Genomic DNA, 18666 nt, shown 5'->3' on the forward strand with positions numbered 1-18666 from the left:
GATGTGGCACAGGAATACACTGTTGAACAACTAAACCACGGCCGTAAAGTCTATGACTTTATGCGCTGGGACTTCTGGGCATTCGGCATCTCCGGGCTGTTGCTGATCGCGGCCATTGTCATTATGGGCGTACGCGGGTTTAACTGGGGGCTGGATTTCACCGGTGGTACGGTAATTGAAATCACGCTGGAAAAACCGGCTGAAATGGACGTGATGCGCGAAGCGCTGCAAAAAGCGGGCTATGAAGAGCCGCAGTTGCAGAACTTTGGCAGCAGTCACGACATTATGGTGCGTATGCCGCCAACCGAAGGTGAAACCGGCGGTCAGGTACTGGGTAGCAAAGTGGTGACGATCATTAATGAAGCCACCAACCAGAACGCGGCCGTGAAGCGTATTGAATTCGTGGGGCCAAGCGTGGGCGCCGATCTGGCGCAAACCGGCGCTATGGCGCTGCTGGTGGCGTTGATCTCTATCCTCGTTTATGTCGGTTTCCGCTTTGAGTGGCGACTGGCGGCAGGGGTGGTCATCGCGCTGGCGCACGACGTGATCATTACGCTGGGGATACTGTCGCTTTTCCATATCGAGATTGACCTGACCATTGTGGCATCGTTGATGTCGGTGATCGGTTACTCGCTGAACGACAGTATCGTGGTCTCCGACCGTATTCGTGAAAACTTCCGCAAAATCCGTCGCGGGACGCCTTACGAAATCTTTAACGTGTCGCTGACCCAGACGCTACACCGTACGTTGATTACCTCCGGTACGACGTTAGTGGTAATTTTGATGCTGTACCTCTTCGGCGGTCCGGTACTGGAAGGCTTCTCGCTGACGATGCTGATCGGTGTCTCTATTGGTACGGCATCTTCTATCTATGTCGCATCGGCGCTGGCGCTGAAACTCGGTATGAAGCGCGAGCATATGCTGCAGCAGAAAGTCGAAAAAGAAGGGGCGGATCAGCCGTCCATTCTGCCGTAAGCTGGCGTTAAACATGACTGAAAAAAGCCGCAACATCGCAGGGTGCTGCGGCTTTTTATTATCCAGAATAAACTCGATTGCATGAGGAACTATCATGGCTATCATCCCAAAAAACTACGCGCGCCTGGAAAGCGGCTATCGTGAAAAAGCGCTGAAGCTGTTTCCGTGGGTATGCGGACGTTGTTCCCGTGAGTTTGTGTATTCAAATCTGCGTGAGCTGACGGTGCATCATATCGATCATGACCACACCAATAATCCGGAAGACGGCAGCAACTGGGAGCTATTGTGCCTCTACTGCCACGATCACGAGCATTCCAAATATACCGAAGCCGATCAGTACGGTTCGACGGTCATTGCCGGGGAAGATGCGCAAAAAGATGTCGGCGAGGCGACTTATAACCCGTTTGCCGATCTGAAAGCGATGATGAACAAAAAGAAATAAGCAGGCTGCTGACAAAGTTGTTGGTGCTGTTGAATGTTAGGTTACGCTTCGCTCCACCCAACGGAATCCGCAATATAAATGAACTATTGGTTTTCGTAGATCGGATGCAATCCGACATTTTTTCAGCCCCGGAGTTTGTCGCCAGCCCCAAACGTCCTGTAACGCATACATTGTCACTGGAATCCCGATCGCAAGGTTGGGATTTTTTTGTTTTTAAGTCCTGCCGATACTGGCGAGCAGAGTAGAATCAGCGGTAAGCCGGGGCAACCCGGTGAGGCGCAATGTTGCGGGGGCTTGATCCCCGGTGGCCTTGTCGCTGGAAAGAGAAAACCCCCGCACATTGTTCGGTATTCACCGGCAACATTACGGGGGCTAACTTGACCCTAGACAAGTTGAGGATAGCCGCGAACCGTTGCCATTGCAACAAAGGCGGCAATATGACGCTCACAGAGTTGAGCATTACTATCTGGCACGATCTGGCGGCACCAACGCTGGTCGGGATTGCGACAGGTCTGTTTTTAGGCTGGTGGCATCGCCGGAAGTAATGTGAAGTGGGCGCGACTCGCCGCCGCATGGCAGCATGCGCCCGAAACGGGCCAGAGGACGACCTCTGGCCTTTTTTGCAGGTTTAGAAGTTGTAACCCACGACCAGGTAGCCGCCCCAGCCGGTAGATTTCGCGCTGAAATCGCCGTCGCCCCAGTTCAGTTTTGCGCCATTCTGCCACTGTCCGCCGTTATGGAAGTAACGCGCAACGACCGAGTAGTGCCAGTGATCGTAGTTCAGCGCCAGGATATGGCTGGAAGCGATGGAGTTGCTGGTACGGTTCGGATCGTCGCCTAAATCAGATCCCCAGTCAAAGTTGGTAAAGCCGATATAGCTCAGTTTACCGCCCCACAGATCGGTGATGGGGACGAAGTATTTCACTTTGAAACGGTAGCCGTCCCATTCGTTTTCATTGGACGCGCCGTAGTTTTGCCACTGATATTTCGCATACACGTTCAGCGACAGGCCCATCGGCAGGCCGGTGTCGATATCGGTCCCCAGACCCATATACCACGTGCTCTGGCGGCTGGCTTTGTTATCGCCCATATCGTAGATGTAGTTGTTGGCGAAATACCACTCTTTAAACGGGCCGAAGCTCAGGTCTGCGCCGGTCAGCTTATCAATTGAGAAACGCGGTTCGATTTCCATGAACAGCGGAGAACCGTCGGACCAGATACCTTTATCGTTGCCGTTACCCCAATCAAAGGTTTTGGGAATATCGATATAGCCGTAGAAATCAAACCAGTCTTTTTTGGCAAATGCTTCATATTCCAGATAGACGTCGTTGTTCAATTTCGGCGAGAAACGGGTATGGTAGCTGCCTACCACGTTTACGCTCTGGTGCCACCAGTCGGACAAATACTGCGGCTGATCATTTTCTGCTGCGTTAGCAGTAAAAGATGAGGTGAGCGCCAGCGCTGCGCTGACTGCGAGTAAAGTTTTTTTCATATGTATGCCACTGTTTGAAATCCCTTACGGGAGTGAAAAGAACGCAATTTGCGTTTCTAAATATTTCGTGTTTCTGCGGAGCCTATTATAAAAATCATTGCTCACAAAAATATGTCTTGTTTCACATATCTATCATTTACGTAATCGATTGCGTTCACGTTTGCGCATTTTAGACGCGGCGACAGTACTATCTTTCATGAATATTACCAATTCATGCCATAAATGACGGAAATGTCAGTAGGGCAACAAAAGTCGCGCGGGGGATGTTGCGGAACGCACAAAACGCTCCGCCAGAACGTTTATTGATTAACAGGCTGAATATCATGGATGCGAATGAAGCCTAACTGCGCCGGTGTGATCCCCTTCAACGGTAACGAAATATTGACATCACTGGGCGCCAGCAAACTGGCAGGGGCATTTACCAGAAGGCTCTGTGCATTCACCTCCTGATAGTTCTCCGTAGTGCCCTGAATTTGCCCGTACTCTACGGTAGCGCTGAATGCCGGCAGCGGATCGCGGGACTCGCCCTGAATGCGTAACGTTGCGTGAGCGCCGTCTGCGACAGGCGTAATCTCCAGCAATGTCATACGTAGCGTACCGATCTGACTCTCCAGCCGGGCAGGCGTATTGGCGCCAGGCAACAAATAGACGCCGCGGGTTGACTCCGCATTCAGCTTATTTTGTTGGGTAATTTTTACCGTTTCCTGATTCAGTTGGGTCATCTCTTTATTCAGGGTGCTAATGCTTTGATGCATCTGGCGAACTTCGCTCTGCGGCGCGCAGGCGGTCAGGCTCAAGAGACTTCCCACCAGGAGAATTCTTAGGTAACGTCTTGTCATGTCGATCATTTCCTTCATGGTTCGATAGCGTAATGGTAGTGCGCTATACGCACAAAGGCACCGATCCTTTATCTCAAAAGCGCTCCGCCTTTGTTGTCGCGCCAGTTCAGGGTAAAATAGCATTTCCTAAATCATCTGGTCAGGACGCCGTATGCATTGCCCATTTTGTTTCGCCGTAGATACCAAAGTCATTGACTCTCGTCTTGTAGGCGAGGGCTCGTCCGTGCGCCGCCGTCGGCAGTGCCTGGTGTGTAATGAACGCTTTACGACCTTTGAAGTGGCTGAACTGGTCATGCCGCGCGTGATAAAAAGCAACGATGTGCGCGAACCCTTTAATGAGGATAAGCTGCGTAGCGGCATGTTGAGAGCGCTGGAAAAAAGACCCGTCAGCGCAGATGATGTTGAAATGGCATTGAACCATATTAAGTCACAATTACGTGCCACTGGGGAGCGTGAAGTTCCCAGCAAGATGATTGGCAACCTGGTCATGGAGCAGCTGAAAAAACTCGATAAAGTCGCGTATATTCGCTTTGCCTCCGTCTATCGCAGTTTCGAAGATATCAAAGACTTTGGCGAAGAAATCGCTCGCCTACAGGACTAAGCCATGCAGGATGAGTTTTACATGGCGCGGGCGCTAAAACTGGCGCAGCGTGGACGTTTCACCACTCACCCGAACCCTAATGTCGGCTGTGTCATTGTTAACAATGGCGACATCGTCGGCGAAGGTTATCACCATCGTGCCGGAGAGCCGCACGCCGAGGTCCATGCGCTGCGGATGGCGGGCGCAAAAGCCAAAGGCGCAACCGCCTATGTCACGCTTGAACCCTGTAGCCATCATGGGCGAACGCCGCCATGTTGCGATGCGCTGATTGCGGCCGGCGTCGCGCGCGTGGTCGCCGCGATGCAGGACCCGAACCCACAGGTCGCCGGGCGCGGGCTGTATCGCCTGCAACAGGCGGGTATTGCGGTCAGCCACGGGTTAATGATGAGTGAAGCGGAGGCGCTCAATAAAGGCTTCCTCAAGCGGATGCGTACCGGATTCCCTTATCTTCAGCTTAAACTGGGCGCCTCCGTCGACGGACGGACGGCGATGGCCAGCGGCGAAAGCCAGTGGATCACCTCGCCGCAGGCCCGGCGCGACGTTCAGCGCTTGCGTGCGCAAAGTCACGCTATCTTAACCAGTAGCGCGACGGTATTGGCTGACGATCCGGCCTTGACGGTGCGTTGGGCGGAGTTAGATGCCTCTACGCAGGCGTCTTACCCGCAGGAAAATCTGCGCCAGCCGGTGCGAATTGTTATCGACAGCCAAAACCGGGTAACGCCTGCGCATCGTATTGTGCAGCAGCCTGGCGAAACGTGGATTGCGCGTACCCAGGAAGATAGCCGCGCGTGGCCCGATTCGGTTCGTACTATCAGCGTGCCGGCGCACAACGGACATTTGGATCTGGTTGTGCTGATGATGCAGTTAGGCAGGCAGCAGATTAATAGCATATGGGTTGAAGCCGGACCGGGACTGGCGGGCGCGTTGCTGCAAGCCGGGCTGGTGGATGAACTGATTGTCTATGTCGCGCCTAAATTGTTGGGAACCCAGGCGCGGGGATTATGCGAATTGCCGGGGCTTGAGAAGCTCGCCGACGCGCCGCAATTTACCTTCAGCGAAATACGCCATGTCGGCCCGGATGTTTGCCTGCATATGGTGAGCGCATGAGTTCTCCCGTCGAAAGGGGAGCAGCGCTCAAATTATTATGATAAAATCCGCCCCCCTGCGGGGCCAAATGAACCCTGGAAGAGAGAATATGAACATTATTAAAGCTAACGTTGCAGCCCCTGACGCTCGTGTCGCCATCACTATTGCGCGTTTCAATCAGTTTATCAACGACAGCCTGCTGGATGGCGCGGTTGATGCCCTGACGCGTATTGGTCAGGTAAAAGATGATAATATTACCGTAGTGTGGGTGCCTGGCGCCTATGAACTGCCGCTGGCGACCGAAGCGCTGGCGAAAAGCGGTAAATATGACGCCGTGGTTGCGCTGGGAACCGTGATTCGCGGGGGGACTGCGCACTTTGAATATGTGGCAGGCGGCGCCAGCAATGGCCTGGCAAGCGTTGCCCAGGACAGCGGCGTGCCGGTAGCCTTTGGTGTTCTGACCACCGAGAGTATTGAACAAGCCATCGAACGTGCTGGTACAAAAGCCGGTAATAAAGGCGCAGAAGCTGCGCTGACCGCGCTTGAAATGATTAATGTATTGAAAGCCATTAAGGCCTGATTTTTTGTAAGGGGAATTCCGTGAAACCTGCTGCTCGTCGCCGCGCCCGTGAGTGTGCCGTCCAGGCGCTTTACTCCTGGCAGTTGTCCCAGAACGACATCGCTGATGTTGAATACCAGTTCCTGGCGGAACAGGACGTAAAAGACGTCGACGTTCTCTATTTCCGTGAACTGCTGTCCGGGGTGGCGACTAACAGCGCGTACCTGGATGGTTTAATGAAACCGTATCTGTCCCGCCTGCTTGAAGAGCTGGGACAGGTTGAAAAAGCCGTGCTGCGTATTGCGTTGTTTGAGCTGTCAAAACGCAGCGATGTGCCTTATAAAGTGGCCATCAACGAAGCGATTGAACTGGCGAAAACCTTTGGCGCTGAAGACAGCCACAAATTCGTCAACGGCGTACTGGATAAAGCAGCTCCGGTGATTCGTCCCAACAAAAAGTGATTCACAGGCCGGAAAGATAGCGGGCGATGGATGATACCCGCCGTCTCCGGCCTTTTCTTTTTTTCTGCTGAGGCATAACGTATGGCATGTGGCGAGTTTTCCCTGATTGCCCGTTATTTTGACCGTGTAAGAAGCTCTCGTCTTGATGTTGAAACCGGTATTGGCGACGATTGCGCGCTCCTGAATATTCCTGAAAAGCAGACCCTGGCGATCAGTACCGATACGCTGGTGGCGGGCATCCATTTCTTACCCGATATCGATCCTGCCGATCTGGCGTATAAAGCGCTGGCGGTGAATTTAAGCGATCTGGCGGCGATGGGCGCCGATCCGGCATGGTTAACGCTGGCGCTCACGCTTCCTGACGTCGATGAGGCGTGGCTTGCCGCGTTCAGCGACAGCCTGTTTGAACAACTGGATTACTACGACATGCAGCTCATTGGCGGCGATACCACGCGCGGCCCGCTGTCGATGACGCTCGGTATTCATGGCCTTGTGCCAGCCGGTCGGGCGCTGAAACGTTCTGGCGCAAAACCGGGCGACTGGATTTATGTTACTGGCACGTTGGGCGATAGCGCTGCCGGGCTGGCGATTCTACGGGGTGATTTTCGCGTGGGAAGCTGGGGAGATGCCGACTATCTGGTCAAACGCCATCTGCGCCCGACGCCGCGTATTTTACAAGGGCAGGCGCTACGCGATCTCGCCAGTTCAGCGATCGATCTTTCCGACGGTTTGATCTCCGATCTTGGTCACATTCTTCAAGCCAGCAACTGCGGCGCGCGAATCGATTTGGAGGCGCTGCCTGACTCCGAAGAACTGTGGGGACATGCCAATGATCCCGAACAAAAGCTTCGCTGGATGTTATCCGGCGGCGAAGATTATGAACTGTGCTTTACCGTCCCGGAGCTGAACCGTGGCGCGCTGGATGTCGCGCTTGGTCATCTGGGCGTGCCGTTTACCTGTATCGGGCAAATGACGGCGGATATCGAAGGGATCGCCTTTGTGCGTGACGGAGAACCTGTCACTTTTGACTGGAAAGGATATGACCATTTTGCCACGCCATAAAGATGTTGCGAAAAGCCGCCTGAATTTGCGCAATCCGTGGCATCTGCTCGCTACCGGCTTTGGCAGCGGGCTGAGCCCCGTGGTGCCGGGCACGATGGGCTCGCTGGCGGCGATCCCCTTCTGGTATTTGATGACGTTTCTGCCGTGGCAGCTTTATTCGCTGGTCGTGATGTTTGGGATCTGCATTGGCGTTTATCTTTGCCATCAGACGGCGAAAGATATGGGCGTACACGACCACGGCAGTATTGTCTGGGATGAATTTATCGGTATGTGGATAACGCTAATGGCGTTGCCGACGACGGACTGGCAGTGGGTGGCTGCCGGGTTCGTTATTTTCCGCATTCTGGATATGTGGAAACCCTGGCCGATCCGTTGGTTTGATCGCAACGTGCACGGCGGCATGGGGATTATGATCGATGATATCGTCGCCGGGGTGATATCCGCCGGCATACTGTATTTTATCGGTCATCACTGGCCGCTCGGTATTATTTAAAGGGTTTGCCGGATGGCGGCGTAAACGCCTTATCCGGCCTATCCCCGAACAATATGTCGATTTCGCAGGCCCGATAAGCGCCGCGCCATCGGGCAATGGCAGATTATTTAAATCCCACCACCGGATGTTGTTTGTACGGTGTTTCGAGTTCGGCAATCTGCTCCGGTTTGAGCGTTAAATCAACGGCATTCAGCAACTCATCTAACTGCTCTTCACGCGAAGCGCCGATAATCGGCGCGGCGACGCCTCGTTTACTGAGTAGCCAGGCCAGCGCGACCTGCGCTCGCGTTGCGCCAAGCGCCTCGCTGACGCCAGCCAGCCGTTCCGCTATTTGCGCATCATTTTTATCGCTTTCAGCGTATAAATTTTTGCCCACGTCATCCGAGACCAGCCGGGCCGTGGTTTCTCCCCAGGGGCGAGTTAAGCGCCCGCGCGCCAGCGGGCTCCACGGAATCACGGCGACGCCTTCCTGCCAGCACAGCGGTAGCATCTCACGCTCTTCCTCGCGGTAGATCAGGTTATAGTGATCCTGCATGGTGACAAACGGCGCCCAGCCGTGTTGTTTTTGTAGCGCCAGCGCCTGGGCAAATTGTGAGGCGTGCATTGAGGAAGCGCCGATATAGCGGGCTTTACCCGCCTTCACCACGTCGTTTAGCGCTTCCAGAGTTTCTTCTATCGGTGTGGTGTAATCCCAGCGGTGGATTTGCAGGATATCGACATACTCCATTCCCAGACGGGTGAGGCTATCGTCAATAGAGCGCAGGATTTGCGCGCGGGACAATCCTTCCGGCAGATCGCCGACGCGATGGAAGACTTTCGTCGCTACCACCACCTCGTCGCGCCGGGCGAAATCACGCAGCGCGCGACCGACAATCTCTTCGCTGCTGCCGTCGGAGTAGCTGTTGGCGGTATCAAAAAAGTTAATGCCGCCCTCCAGGGCGCGCTTGATGATGGGACGGCTGCTCTCTTCGGGAAGCGTCCAGGCGTGATTGCCGCGACTCGGCTCGCCGAATGTCATGCAGCCCAGACAAAGGCGGGACACCCGAAGATCTGTATTTCCTAACGTGTTGTATTGCATGACTCCGCTCCTGTTATACCCGTCACTCTTCAAGCATAGCAGGAGCAAAGAGGGGATTATGCCAGCCAGGCCTTGATTTTGGCTTCAATGCCTGCGGCGTCAAGCCCCAGTTCAGCGCGGGCTTCTTCCTGCGTTCCTTGCGGGATAAAGAAATCCGGAAGACCGATATTCAGCACAGGTACAGGTTTACGATGGGCCATTAGCACTTCGTTTACGCCGCTGCCAGCGCCGCCCATAATGGCGTTTTCTTCCAGCGTCACCAGCGCGTCATGCTGCGCGGCCATCTCCAGAATTAACGTGTCGTCCAGCGGCTTAACAAAGCGCATGTCGACCAGCGTGGCGTTCAGCGCTTCGGCGACTTTCGCCGCCTCAGGCATTAAGGTGCCAAAGTTCAGAATCGCCAGTTTTTCGCCATGACGCTTCACAAGGCCTTTACCAATAGGTAGTTTTTCCAGCGGGGTTAGCGCCACGCCCTGCGCATTACCGCGTGGATAACGTACTGCCGTCGGGCCGTCGTTATAGTGATACCCGGTAAATAACATCTGGCGACATTCGTTTTCGTCGCTTGGCGTCATGATCACCATATCCGGGATGCAGCGCAGATAAGAGAGATCGAACGCGCCCTGGTGCGTTTGTCCATCCGCGCCAACGATACCGGCGCGATCGATGGCGAACATGACCGGCAGTTTCTGGATAGCGACGTCATGGATGACCTGATCGTAGGCGCGTTGCAGGAAAGTAGAGTAGATCGCCACGACGGGCTTATAGCCGCCAATCGCCAGACCTGCGGCGAAGGTGACGGCATGCTGCTCGGCGATGGCGACGTCAAAATAGCGATCCGGGAATTTACGTGAAAATTCCACCATGCCGGAACCTTCGCGCATTGCCGGGGTGATCGCCATCAGCTTGCTGTCTTTGGCGGCGGTTTCACACAGCCAGTCACCGAAGATTTTTGAATAACCGGGCAGACCGCCGCTGCTTTTCGGCAAACATCCGCTGGAAGGATCAAATTTAGGCACCGCATGGAAAGTGATCGGATCTTTTTCCGCGGGCTCATAGCCGCGGCCTTTCTTGGTCATGATATGCAGGAACTGCGGCCCTTTCAGGTCGCGCATGTTCTTCAATGTGCTGATAAGCCCCATGACATCGTGACCATCGACCGGCCCGATGTAGTTAAAGCCCAGCTCTTCGAACAGTGTGCCCGGCACAACCATGCCTTTAATATGTTCTTCGGTACGCTTGAGCAGTTCTTTAATTGGCGGTACGCCGGAGAAGACCTTTTTTCCGCCTTCGCGCAGAGAAGAGTAAAGCTTACCGGAAAGTAGCTGCGCCAGATGGTTGTTGAGCGCGCCGACGTTTTCCGAAATCGACATTTCATTGTCGTTCAGAATGACCAGCATGTCGGGCCGGATATCGCCTGCGTGATTCATTGCTTCAAACGCCATACCGGCGGTGATGGCGCCGTCGCCAATCACACAGACGGTGCGGCGATCTTTGCCTTCTTTCTCCGCCGCTACGGCAATACCGATACCGGCGCTGATGGAGGTGGAGGAATGCCCAACGCTCAGCACATCGTATTCGCTTTCTCCGCGCCACGGGAACGGATGCAGACCGCCTTTCTGGCGAATGGTGCCGATTTTGTCGCGACGACCGGTAAGGATTTTATGTGGATAAGCCTGGTGTCCAACATCCCAGATTAGCTGGTCAAACGGGGTGTTGTAGACATAATGCAGCGCCACGGTAAGTTCTACCGTGCCCAGCCCGGAAGCGAAATGCCCGCTGGAACGGCTTACGCTGTCGAGTAAGTAGCGGCGTAGCTCGTCGCAGAGTTTCGGCAGACTCTCTTTCGGTAACAGTCGTAACTCCTGGGTGGAGTCGACCAATGCCAGGGTAGGGTATTTGGCTATATCAAAACTCATCGCAAGCTCATTGGATATGGGGTTTATTTATCACGCTGGATTATGTAGTTCGCTAGCGCTTCCAGTGCCGAGGTGTCCAGTGATTGCGCGGCCAGCTGATGTAACGACTGACGGGCGTCCTCTATCAGGTCCCGGGCTTTATTCCGGGCTTGCTCAAGACCCAGAAGTGCAGGGTAGGTACTTTTGCCAAGCTGCTGGTCTGCGCCCTGACGTTTACCTAACGTTGCAGTATCGCCCACCACATCCAGAATGTCATCCTGAACCTGGAAGGCAAGGCCGATACTCTCTGCATAGCGGTCAAGTATCGGCAGAGTATTCCGTCCTTTATCGCCCGCGCTCAATGCGCCAAGTCTAACGGCGGCGCGAATGAGCGCGCCGGTCTTATGGCGATGAATGCGTTCCAGCGCGTCCAGAGTGATCCGCTGGCCTTCTGCCGCCAGATCCAATGCCTGACCGCCGCACATACCGGCGATACCGCTGGCGTTCGCCAGTTCGGCGATCATCGCGATACGATCGCGATCGGCGACTTCCGGCATCGGCGCGTCGCTGATAATGGCAAACGCCAGCGTCTGCAACGCGTCTCCCGCCAGGATTGCGTTGGCTTCGCCAAATTTAATATGGCAAGTCGGCAGGCCGCGACGCAAATCGTCATCGTCCATTGCTGGCAGGTCGTCATGGATCAGCGAATAGGCATGAATGCATTCGACCGCCGCAGCTGGCGCATCCAGCGTTGCCGTACTGACGCCAAACATTTGACCGGTGGCGTAAACCAGAAATGGCCGCAGGCGTTTACCGCCTAATAATGCGCCATACTGCATGGCTTCGACCACGGGAGTGTTCTGAAAGGGCAGTGGCGCGATAAAACGGCTCAGCGCCTGATTCGCTTGCGTTACGCAAGCCTGTAGCTGCTGCGTAAAGTCCATTTACTCATTATCCGCGATAAAAGGCTCAGGTGAAGCCTCTTCATTATCAGACAGCAAAATTTGCACGCGCTGTTCCGCCTGCTGCAGTTTTGCCTGCCCCTGACGCGCCAGTTGTACGCCGCGCTCGAATTCATTCAGCGCGTCTTCCAGCGGCAAATCGCCGCTTTCCAGGCGGGTAACAATATGTTCCAGCTCGCTCAGCGCAGTTTCAAAGCTGGCGGGCGCCTCATTTTTCTTCGGCATGATGACTGTTTGACTCTCTGTAATGGCAGCACAAGTCTATGGTAACGGACTCACACTGATAAGCAAATAACGCGCAATGGTAAGGGGAAATGCGCAAGATGTCCGTGATAGTGATATACTTCCGCGCCTGGATGCAGCCGTAGGTATGGGCTGCTGTACTATTTCTCCACGACAAGCCTTAGATAGCTTGCTAAAGAACCATTGCCGCCATGAAGTTTATCATTAAATTGTTCCCGGAAATCACTATCAAAAGCCAATCTGTGCGTTTGCGCTTTATAAAAATTTTAACCGGGAACATCCGTAACGTTTTAAAGCACTACGATGAGACCCTCGCGGTTGTCCGTCACTGGGATAACATTGAAGTTCGCGCCAAAGATGAAAACCAGCGTCTGGCGATTCGCGACGCGCTGACCCGCATTCCGGGGATTCACCATATTCTTGAAGTCGAAGATGTGCCGTTCACCGATATGCACGACATTTTCGAGAAAGCGTTGGCGCAGTATCGCGAGCAGCTTGAAGGTAAAACCTTCTGCGTGCGCGTAAAACGTCGCGGTAAGCATGAGTTTAGTTCCATTGAGGTGGAGCGCTATGTCGGCGGCGGATTAAATCAGCATATTGAATCGGCGCGCGTGAAGCTCACTAACCCGGATGTGACGGTGCATCTGGAAGTGGAAGATGATCGCCTGCTGCTGATCAAAGGGCGTTATGAAGGTATTGGCGGTTTCCCGATTGGCACCCAGGAAGATGTGCTGTCGCTGATCTCCGGCGGTTTTGACTCCGGCGTCTCCAGCTATATGCTGATGCGTCGCGGCTGTCGCGTACACTACTGCTTCTTTAACCTTGGCGGCGCGGCGCATGAAATCGGCGTTCGCCAGGTGGCGCATTACCTGTGGAACCGCTTTGGCAGCTCCCATCGCGTGCGTTTTGTGGCGATTAACTTCGAACCAGTGGTCGGCGAGATTCTGGAGAAAGTTGACGACGGCCAGATGGGCGTGGTGCTCAAACGTATGATGGTACGCGCGGCGTCGAAAGTGGCGGAACGTTACGGCGTACAGGCGCTGGTGACCGGCGAAGCGCTGGGCCAGGTGTCCAGCCAGACGCTAACCAATTTGCGCTTGATCGATAACGTGTCTGACACGCTGATCTTGCGCCCGCTGATCTCTTACGATAAAGAGCACATTATCAACCTGGCGCGCCAGATTGGTACGGAAGATTTTGCCCGTACGATGCCGGAATACTGTGGCGTGATTTCAAAAAGTCCGACGGTGAAAGCCATTAAAGCGAAAATTGAAGCCGAAGAAGAAAATTTCGACTTCAGTATTCTCGATAAGGTGGTAGAAGAAGCGAGCAACGTCGATATTCGTGAAATCGCCCAGCAGACCCAGCAGGAGGTGGTGGAAGTAGAAACCGTGAGCGGTTTTGGCGCCAACGATGTGATTCTGGATATCCGTTCTGTCGATGAGCAGGATGACAAGCCGCTGAAAGTGGAGGGCGTCGACGTCGTTTCGCTGCCTTTCTACAAGCTGAGCACTAAATTTGGCGACCTCGATCAGAGCAAAACCTGGCTGCTATGGTGCGAACGCGGCGTAATGAGTCGCCTGCAGGCGCTCTATCTACGCGAGCAGGGGTTTGCCAATGTGAAGGTGTATCGCCCGTAATTCCTTTGCCGGGTGGCGGCTATGTCCTACCCGGCCTATCGTTTTATTTCTGCCCCAACCGTTTTGCAATGCGCTCCAGCTTCATCATCAGCAGCAGCGTAATGGCCACCAGCACAATGGTCAGCGCCGCGCCGTCGGCGATATTTCCACGGTCGGTCAGGCTAAAGATAGCCACCGGCAGCGTCGTCCAGCCCGGCGGATAAATCATCATCGTCGCGCCCAACTCCCCCATGGAGAGCGATAAACTCAGCGCCAGCGCTGACATCATCCACGGCATCAATAACGGCAACGTCACGTGACGCAGACGATACCAGGGCGATGCCCCCAGACTCGACGCGACGTTTTCAATATCGGCGGAAATTCGCGCCAGTCCGGTCGACACGTTACTGAAGGTAAAGGCGGAAATCAGCACAAAGTGCGCTGTCAGCACAATCCATAGGGTGCCGTTCATTTGCAATGGCCCCTGGCTGAAAGCAACCAGAATGCCCAGGCCCACGGATACTGACGGAATCGCACTCGGCAGATAGAACACCATACTTAACCATTTCTGCGTTTTCACCCCATATTGACGCAGCGCCAGCGCCGCCCAAACGCCGCAAAGCAGCGCAAACAGGCTGGCGCAAAAGCCAATCGTGAGGCTGGCAAGTAGGGCATCCCATGCCGCACCGTGCAGAGCGTTAACAAAGTGGTTCAGCGTGAAGCCACTCGGCAGAATACCGTTCCACTGCTGGCTAAGGCTGGACATCAGAATCACCGCCAACGGCAGGAAAAAGAACACGATAAACAGTACGCTAGCCACAACGCCCGCCGCTGCGCGTCCTTTAGGTGACCAAATTAGCATGGTTAGCTCCTTACGCCGGTACGTGATGCCGCCAGGCGATAGAGGGAGAACAGCCCCAGCGACAAGACAATGTTAATCAACGCAATCATGCAGGCGACCGTATAGTCGGACTCCAGAATCGCTTTGCTGTAAACCATCATCGGCAGGGTGTTAACCCCTTTCGCGCCAATAAACAGTACGATGCCAAACTCGTTAGTGGTCAACAGCAGGCACAGGCTGCCACCAGCCATCAGCGCCGGTAGCGCCGCCGGGAAAATCACCTGCCCAATCACCCGTAACGGGTGCGCCCCCAGAATGCTGGCTGCCTCTAGCTGGCTTTTATCAATTTGCCGCAGCGCGGCCATCAGTGGCCGCATCACCAGCGGAGTGAACACCGTGATCTCCGCCAGAATGACGCCCTGCATCGAGTAGAGAAAATCCACCGGCGGTAGCTCAAAGGCAAACAGGCTCATCAGCGTACCGTTGAGCAGACCCGCTGACCCATAAATAAAGGTGAACGCCAGCGTAATCAGGAAGGTCGGCAGCGCAATAAAAGTATCGACGACCCGACCAATCAACTCGCTGCCGGGGAAAGGAATAAACACCAGAATCAGCGACATCACGCTGCCCAGCAGCAGGCAACCGGCGGTGGCGAAAAAGGCGATTTGCAACGTGTTCAGCAACGCGCCGACAAAGCGTTTCGAGTCGACCACCTGGCGGAAGGTCTCGAGCCCGATCTCGCCATTGGCACCGCGTAGCGCCTGTTCAACGATGAGCGACAGAGGCCAGAAAAACAGCGTCGCCAGCACCAGCAACGGGAGCAGCAGCCACAGCAGCGGGCGTAGGTTAAGCGCCGGTTTTTCCAGAGGTAAAATGAGTGACATGGTTATACCTCAATCAGGACCGCATCATCCGGTTCGAACCACAGCGCCAGCTTGTCGCCCACGCGCGGCAGCGGATTGACATGCGTCAACACCATCCGCACCGTTTCGCCAGCAACGTCACACAGCAGATGGGTTAAATCGCCCTGCCAGTGCACCGATTGCAGTGTGGCGTTGAAGCGGTTGCTGTAGGCCGAACGCGGCGTCAGGCTGAGGTGCTGAGGACGAATGCACAGCAGTTTGTTGTAACCGTGGTGGCTGCCCCGGCTGAACGCGCGAATCACCGCACCGCCGCAGCTGACGTCCACCAGCCCCGGAACCTCCGTTATCCCCAGCGCGATGGCGGAGAGAATATTGGCGCGACCTAAGAATTCGGCGGCAAAACGATTGGGCGGATGCTGATATAGCGCGCGGGTTTCGCCGTGAGCAATCAGCGAGCCATCCTTCATAATGCCGATTTTATCGGCCAGAGTGAGTGCTTCCGTTTGATCGTGGGTGACGTAGAGAATAGTGAGTTCCGGCAGCTCACGGTGAAGACGGGCGATTTCTTCCACCATATTATGACGAATCTGTGCGTCCAGCGCTGACAGTGGTTCATCCAGCAACAGCACGCGCGGGCGCACGGCAATCGCGCGGGCGATGGCCACGCGTTGCTGCTGGCCGCCGGAAAGTTGATGCGGATAACGGGCGGCGTAATCACTCATGCCAACCGTTTTCAGCGCCTGCGTTACACGCTCATTAATTAGCGCCTTTGGCTGCTTCTGCGCACGCAGGCCAAAAGCGACGTTGTCTTCCACTTTCAGATGCGGGAACAAGGCGTAGTTCTGCACCACCATCGCCAACCCGCGTTTATAGGGTGGCAGATGGGTGACGTCCGTATCGCCAATCAGGATACGACCGCCTGCAGGCTGCACAAAGCCCGCAACCGCACGCAGCACCGTCGTTTTTCCAGATCCTGATGGGCCAATCAGCGCCAGCACTTCGCCAGGTTCAATCGTCAAAGAGAGCGGTTTAAGCACCACGTTGCCGTGATACGCAACGCGCAGCGAGTCGAGGACTATCCCCGATGTCCCCTGCGATGCAGGGGCGTGAACGGCGGTCGTTTTCATCAGCATCAGGCTTACTCGCTTTCGGTCACTTTGTGCCAACGGCTAATATCTGCCGACAGCGAAACGGCTACGTCATCCCAATTTGGCTGCCAGCTCTGCACGCCTTCTAACGCGGCAGTGGCGGCCTTGTAATGTTCGTCGCTCGGCGTCACGTCGCTGCGTACCGGCATTCCCCAGGAGAGTTCGCTGACGCGAGTCTGCGCTTCTTTACTCAGCAGGAAGTTAATCAGCTTTTTACCATTTTCACTCTGCGGCGCCCCCTGGACCAGGCCAATGACATAAGGGATGGCCAGCGCGCTGCGCTCGCCTTTGTCGTTGGCCGGCCAGAAGATTTTCACGTTCGGGTTACGTTCCATCTGCGCGAGGTTCATTTGCAGGTCGCCGTTAGCGACGTAGATTTCACCTTTATTAACCAGCGCGGTTAGCTTGCCGGTAGAGGCAGATGGCCCGACGTTATTGGCCTGCAGCTTGCCGAGATACGCAAAACCGGCATCTTTACTGCCGAAGTTGTGGAAAGCCTGCAGCATCACCGCCGTGCCGTCAGCGGCCTGACCTGGCGTGGAATACTGGAGTTTATTTTTGAATTTACCGTCAAGCAGATCCTGCCAGCTCGCCGGGGCAGTTTTCAGCAGCTTGCTGTTGTAGATAAAGCTCAGATAGTTCTTTACCAGCGGCGAATAAAGGTTGTTGGCATCGGGGATAGCCGAGGCGGCGTCGGTGTTAAAGTTCGCCAGCAGCTTTTCGGCGGCGGCGCGCTGAATGAATGGCGGCGCGGTTACCAGCACGTCGGCCTGTGGATTCGTGCGCTCTTTTGCCAGACGTTCCACTACCACGCCACCACCGCCTTCAACATAGCGTACGGTAATGCCGGTCGCTTTAGTGAATGCGTCAAACTGCACCTGGTACCAGCTGTTATCGCCATCGTGCAGCCCGTCGATGGAGTACACCGTGACCACCGATTCCGCCCATGACGGGGCGCTGGCGAGAGCGAAGACAGACAGCAGAGCAAGTCGGGAAAGTTTCATCGTAATAGCCTCATAGCGTACGTTGCATTTTCTGGCCTATACCAGGTTTGCTTTTTACGCTAAACGGCTTATATGACAAAACGATGAAAGAGAAATAAATCAGTCCACGCTGGATGATGCTGCGCTTATCCGGATAGCCGTGAGACGATACGATTGACAGGCCGGATAAGGCCCGCAGCCAACATCCGCGCACCCGCTAGTGGGTATCTACCTCAATACGCAGGCTGTCGTGACGCCAGTATTCGATATCCAGATCCAGCACTCGCCCGTGTTGATCGTAGTTCAGACGGCGCAGCAACAGCGCCGGGCGTCCTTCCATAACTCCCAGCGCCTGTGCGGCCTGCGCAGGCATGGCGGTGGGGTAGAACGACAGATGCATGCTGGTATAGACGAGGTTGTAGTGCGACTCGTATACCTCGGTCAGGCTGCCGTTGAGATCGTACTGCAGCAGCTCAGGCACGCGGGTGGGCAAACAATGGTTTTCGCAGTAGCACACGGCGCGGCCATCGGCGTAACGCAGACGGGTCAGCAGATAGATTTGATCAAACGGCTGGAGCTGGAGGGGCTCCATGACCTCGACAGGCACGGTGGTTAACACGCCGCTCAGTAGCGCGGTTTTTGGCTCCCGCCCCTGCTCGCGGCACAGCTTATGGAAGTTGGTATTCTGGGTCGGATCCAGCCACAGGCGTTCCGGCGTAACGAACCAACCGCGACGATCGGCGCGCCAGATAAGCCCACTGGACTCCAGCTGCGCCAGGCTTTCGCGAATAGTAATGCGCGTGGTGTTGAAGATCGCGCACAGTTCGCGTTCAGACGGCAGTTTATCACCGCTTTTCAACGCACCGCTCTGAATACGCGCCTGAAGCTGCGCCTTGATCAACAGGTACTGCGGCATATCGCCCGGGATAGATTTCATGCTTACTCGCTTCCGTTTTGCCTGCCGCCATTATACAAGCAGAGATGAATTTTTTGTTGCAGCGCGATTTTCTCTTTGACCCGT

General features: G+C 55.1%; 21 protein-coding genes and 1 pseudogene. 10 read left to right on the forward strand and 12 right to left on the reverse strand.

The window, feature by feature from the left end; translation table 11 throughout:
* Positions 1 to 3 precede the first annotated feature (3 nt).
* The 3 genes from secF (at position 4) to ACLJQJ_RS00750 (ending at position 1962) form a co-directional block, all read left to right on the forward strand.
* The gene (gene secF / locus ACLJQJ_RS00740; RefSeq protein ID WP_000046629.1) at positions 4 to 975 is read left to right on the forward strand and encodes a protein translocase subunit SecF; all 972 of its coding nucleotides are present in this window, start codon (positions 4 to 6) and stop codon (positions 973 to 975) included.
* A gap of 94 nt (positions 976 to 1069) precedes the next feature.
* On the forward strand, positions 1070 to 1417 hold the full coding sequence (gene yajD / locus ACLJQJ_RS00745) for an HNH nuclease YajD (RefSeq protein ID WP_000974818.1): 348 nt from the start codon (positions 1070 to 1072) through the stop codon (positions 1415 to 1417).
* Positions 1418 to 1854: 437 nt separating this feature from the next.
* Positions 1855 to 1962 carry a type I toxin-antitoxin system toxin Ldr family protein gene (locus tag ACLJQJ_RS00750; RefSeq protein WP_000176312.1) on the forward strand — a complete coding sequence of 36 codons (108 nt, stop codon included), beginning with the start codon at positions 1855 to 1857 and terminating at the stop codon, positions 1960 to 1962.
* A gap of 83 nt (positions 1963 to 2045) precedes the next feature.
* Here ACLJQJ_RS00750 and ACLJQJ_RS00755 read toward each other — a convergent pair whose 3' ends face one another.
* Positions 2046 to 2909: a nucleoside-specific channel-forming protein Tsx gene (locus tag ACLJQJ_RS00755; RefSeq protein WP_000752021.1), complete on the reverse strand. Its 864-nt coding sequence runs from the start codon at positions 2907 to 2909 to the stop codon at positions 2046 to 2048.
* Positions 2910 to 3208: 299 nt separating this feature from the next.
* Positions 3209 to 3748, reverse strand: coding sequence for a DUF3251 domain-containing protein (locus tag ACLJQJ_RS00760; protein ID WP_000198486.1), 540 nt, complete (start codon positions 3746 to 3748; stop codon positions 3209 to 3211).
* Between the two features lie 151 nt (positions 3749 to 3899).
* Here ACLJQJ_RS00760 and nrdR point away from each other — a divergent pair, with 151 nt between their 5' ends.
* From nrdR to pgpA, 6 genes are all read left to right on the forward strand, one after another.
* Positions 3900 to 4349, forward strand: a complete 450-nt coding sequence (gene nrdR, locus ACLJQJ_RS00765; RefSeq protein ID WP_000543533.1) for a transcriptional regulator NrdR — start codon at positions 3900 to 3902, stop codon at positions 4347 to 4349.
* A gap of 3 nt (positions 4350 to 4352) precedes the next feature.
* Positions 4353 to 5456 (forward strand): bifunctional diaminohydroxyphosphoribosylaminopyrimidine deaminase/5-amino-6-(5-phosphoribosylamino)uracil reductase RibD, encoded by a 1104-nt coding sequence (ribD, locus tag ACLJQJ_RS00770; protein WP_001150218.1) that lies wholly within the window; start codon positions 4353 to 4355, stop codon positions 5454 to 5456.
* Positions 5457 to 5544: 88 nt separating this feature from the next.
* The gene (gene ribE, locus ACLJQJ_RS00775; RefSeq protein ID WP_001021372.1) at positions 5545 to 6015 is read left to right on the forward strand and encodes a 6,7-dimethyl-8-ribityllumazine synthase; all 471 of its coding nucleotides are present in this window, start codon (positions 5545 to 5547) and stop codon (positions 6013 to 6015) included.
* A gap of 20 nt (positions 6016 to 6035) precedes the next feature.
* Positions 6036 to 6455, forward strand: a complete 420-nt coding sequence (gene nusB / locus ACLJQJ_RS00780; protein ID WP_000801129.1) for a transcription antitermination factor NusB — start codon at positions 6036 to 6038, stop codon at positions 6453 to 6455.
* A gap of 81 nt (positions 6456 to 6536) precedes the next feature.
* Entirely contained in the window at positions 6537 to 7517 is a 981-nt protein-coding gene (thiL, locus tag ACLJQJ_RS00785) for a thiamine-phosphate kinase (RefSeq protein WP_000752133.1), read from the forward strand.
* The gene (pgpA, locus tag ACLJQJ_RS00790; protein ID WP_000154063.1) at positions 7495 to 8010 is read left to right on the forward strand and encodes a phosphatidylglycerophosphatase A; all 516 of its coding nucleotides are present in this window, start codon (positions 7495 to 7497) and stop codon (positions 8008 to 8010) included. Before thiL ends, pgpA begins: the two co-directional genes overlap by 23 nt.
* Before the next feature lie 4 nt (positions 8011 to 8014).
* Here the strand turns inward: pgpA and ACLJQJ_RS00795 are convergent.
* The 5 genes and pseudogenes from ACLJQJ_RS00795 to xseB form a co-directional block, all read right to left on the reverse strand.
* Positions 8015 to 8106, reverse strand: a pseudogene (locus ACLJQJ_RS00795) (hypothetical protein); the annotation flags it as partial.
* Between the two features lie 7 nt (positions 8107 to 8113).
* Positions 8114 to 9088 carry an aldo/keto reductase gene (locus ACLJQJ_RS00800; protein ID WP_001199869.1) on the reverse strand — a complete coding sequence of 325 codons (975 nt, stop codon included), beginning with the start codon at positions 9086 to 9088 and terminating at the stop codon, positions 8114 to 8116.
* A gap of 56 nt (positions 9089 to 9144) precedes the next feature.
* The gene (dxs, locus tag ACLJQJ_RS00805) at positions 9145 to 11007 is read right to left on the reverse strand and encodes a 1-deoxy-D-xylulose-5-phosphate synthase (protein ID WP_000006777.1); all 1863 of its coding nucleotides are present in this window, start codon (positions 11005 to 11007) and stop codon (positions 9145 to 9147) included.
* A 23-nt stretch (positions 11008 to 11030) separates the two neighbouring features.
* Entirely contained in the window at positions 11031 to 11930 is a 900-nt protein-coding gene (gene ispA, locus ACLJQJ_RS00810) for a (2E,6E)-farnesyl diphosphate synthase (protein WP_000348074.1), read from the reverse strand.
* Complete coding sequence (gene xseB, locus ACLJQJ_RS00815) at positions 11931 to 12173, reverse strand: exodeoxyribonuclease VII small subunit (RefSeq protein ID WP_001124944.1); 243 nt, start codon at positions 12171 to 12173, stop codon at positions 11931 to 11933. It lies immediately after the preceding gene.
* 209 nt (positions 12174 to 12382) lie between these two features.
* Here xseB and thiI point away from each other — a divergent pair, with 209 nt between their 5' ends.
* Positions 12383 to 13831: a tRNA uracil 4-sulfurtransferase ThiI gene (gene thiI, locus ACLJQJ_RS00820; protein ID WP_000668655.1), complete on the forward strand. Its 1449-nt coding sequence runs from the start codon at positions 12383 to 12385 to the stop codon at positions 13829 to 13831.
* Between the two features lie 43 nt (positions 13832 to 13874).
* On the opposite strand, the gene phnV is transcribed toward thiI, so the two are convergent.
* The 5 genes from phnV to phnR all read right to left on the reverse strand — a co-directional run bounded on the left by phnV (position 13875) and on the right by phnR (position 18582).
* Positions 13875 to 14672 carry a 2-aminoethylphosphonate ABC transport system, membrane component PhnV gene (gene phnV, locus ACLJQJ_RS00825; RefSeq protein ID WP_000909791.1) on the reverse strand — a complete coding sequence of 266 codons (798 nt, stop codon included), beginning with the start codon at positions 14670 to 14672 and terminating at the stop codon, positions 13875 to 13877.
* 2 nt (positions 14673 to 14674) lie between these two features.
* The gene (gene phnU / locus ACLJQJ_RS00830) at positions 14675 to 15535 is read right to left on the reverse strand and encodes a 2-aminoethylphosphonate ABC transporter permease subunit (RefSeq protein ID WP_000052716.1); all 861 of its coding nucleotides are present in this window, start codon (positions 15533 to 15535) and stop codon (positions 14675 to 14677) included.
* A 2-nt stretch (positions 15536 to 15537) separates the two neighbouring features.
* Positions 15538 to 16647 (reverse strand): 2-aminoethylphosphonate ABC transport system ATP-binding subunit PhnT, encoded by a 1110-nt coding sequence (phnT, locus tag ACLJQJ_RS00835; RefSeq protein ID WP_020437364.1) that lies wholly within the window; start codon positions 16645 to 16647, stop codon positions 15538 to 15540.
* Positions 16648 to 16652: 5 nt separating this feature from the next.
* Positions 16653 to 17666 carry a 2-aminoethylphosphonate ABC transporter substrate-binding protein gene (gene phnS, locus ACLJQJ_RS00840; RefSeq protein WP_063808886.1) on the reverse strand — a complete coding sequence of 338 codons (1014 nt, stop codon included), beginning with the start codon at positions 17664 to 17666 and terminating at the stop codon, positions 16653 to 16655.
* 196 nt (positions 17667 to 17862) lie between these two features.
* The gene (phnR, locus tag ACLJQJ_RS00845) at positions 17863 to 18582 is read right to left on the reverse strand and encodes a phosphonate utilization transcriptional regulator PhnR (protein ID WP_063808885.1); all 720 of its coding nucleotides are present in this window, start codon (positions 18580 to 18582) and stop codon (positions 17863 to 17865) included.
* Between the last annotated feature and the right edge of the window lie 84 nt (positions 18583 to 18666).

Origin of the sequence: Salmonella sp. SAL04202 (genome assembly GCF_046550775.1) — a bacterium.
GTDB lineage: Bacteria > Pseudomonadota > Gammaproteobacteria > Enterobacterales > Enterobacteriaceae > Salmonella > Salmonella enterica.